The sequence below is a fragment of the Rhizobium sp. SEMIA 4085 genome (assembly GCF_013004495.1).
Taxonomy (GTDB): domain Bacteria; phylum Pseudomonadota; class Alphaproteobacteria; order Rhizobiales; family Rhizobiaceae; genus Rhizobium; species Rhizobium gallicum.
This window is the reverse complement of the sequence record NZ_JABEPH010000655.1, coordinates 1-1,426: the sequence shown is the minus strand read 5'-3', so window position 1 is coordinate 1,426 and position 1,426 is coordinate 1. Positions and strand designations below refer to the sequence as shown.

Here is a 1,426-nt window from a genome sequence, read left to right as displayed (position 1 = left end):
TTCTGGAAGGCTCCATTGTGATGCAGGTGAAAGGGGAAAAAGAAGTCACCTTGTCGCCAGGGGAGACTTACTATGAAGGCCCTTCCGACATTCACTTGGTCAGTCGCAACGCGAGCACGTCCAAACCGGCGAAATTTATCGTTGTGCTGCTGAAGAACAAGGATGCTCCGGTCGTCATGCCGGTGAAGTAATATTTCCGTACGGACGGCACGCCCAGCGGAATTCGAGGACTCCTTCGACCGGCTTAAGCCCGCCGAGCCGAAGGGGTGCTTGCTCGCCGCGTGGGAATACTACCGCGCCACCGCGTGGGTTTACCCGAATGGCGGCTTGTCGCCCAGAAAGACTCTTCCTTATGCCGCAGACGGCTTCGACGTCGGCGTGCACGTCAACACGGGCTGCAACAATGTCCTTCCGATGGAGTTCGCATGGATATTAGGCCGCGATCTGTATGCCTTCCGGACCAGGTGTCCTGGCTTGCCGCCGCAGAGGGGAAGCCGGACGCATTGCATCGCGCGGAGCGACTGGGTATCGACGCCGAAGGTGGAGGCGCACCACGGGATCCGCATCGACCTCAGCTACTACTATTGGCCCGGATCGCGAATATAGAACCGTCCCGAGCCGGTCGAAGCCGATGATCGCTCCCCGTATTCACACTCCAGTTTCAGGTCGAACGGTGCTCGTAGGTATACGGCGAGACCCGGGCGCCATTCGAGTATCGCCTGGGCCTCGGGTCGCCACGTATCCGGGATTGGCGGCTCTGCAGAAGCGAGGGCTGGCAGCTCGAGGATGGAGCCAATTCTCTAACCGACCAAAGGAAAGGCGTTCTTTGGCGGCCGCCGGTATTTATCGCATCGTCACTTAATCGCAAGATAGCACAATTAACGAGTGCGGCCGGAACGCAGCTATCAAAGGCGGTCGCCGGAATTGCCCGCGCAACTCAATCGTGCCTATGCTGGAGCGGTTCATCGCGACTGATCGGGGATTCGCCAAGGCTCGCCGCACCTCGATCTAAATTGAAGCTGCGGATCGCTGTGGTTCGCCTCGACATGGATGAGGGCGCTCTCCACCTTGTCATCACGGATAATCCCGGGTCTGTCGGCTTGCAGATGAAGAAGATGACAACCGCGCCGTTCAAGGGCGGTACCCAAGGTCGGGGTGGTGCGGGGTTTCAGCGATGCTTCGGCCACATGCCCTTCGGATGCATCGATCCCTCATATACATTTGATGTACACCTCCTAGACCACGGTATGATTTACGCCTCCATTGCGAACGGAGATAACGAACGACATCAGGACAGTCATGAGGAGGTGACATGAAAGAGGCCGCCTCCACCGATAGAACGGATCACTGAGATGCAGGTGATGATCGAGGGACAGTCACGCTTCCAGCCTTTCGGCTTACCTTATTGGGGTTTCATACATCTCAA

The 1,426-nt window shown here is 57.7% G+C and carries 1 protein-coding gene and 1 pseudogene; both read left to right on the top strand.

Annotated elements, in window-relative coordinates:
• Positions 1-191, top strand: a pseudogene (locus C9413_RS32110) (cupin); the annotation flags it as partial.
• 713 nt (positions 192-904) lie between these two features.
• On the top strand, positions 905-1,012 hold the full coding sequence (locus C9413_RS34350) for a DUF2274 domain-containing protein (protein ID WP_323808244.1): 108 nt from the start codon (positions 905-907) through the stop codon (positions 1,010-1,012).
• The last annotated feature ends 414 nt before the right edge of the window (positions 1,013-1,426 follow it).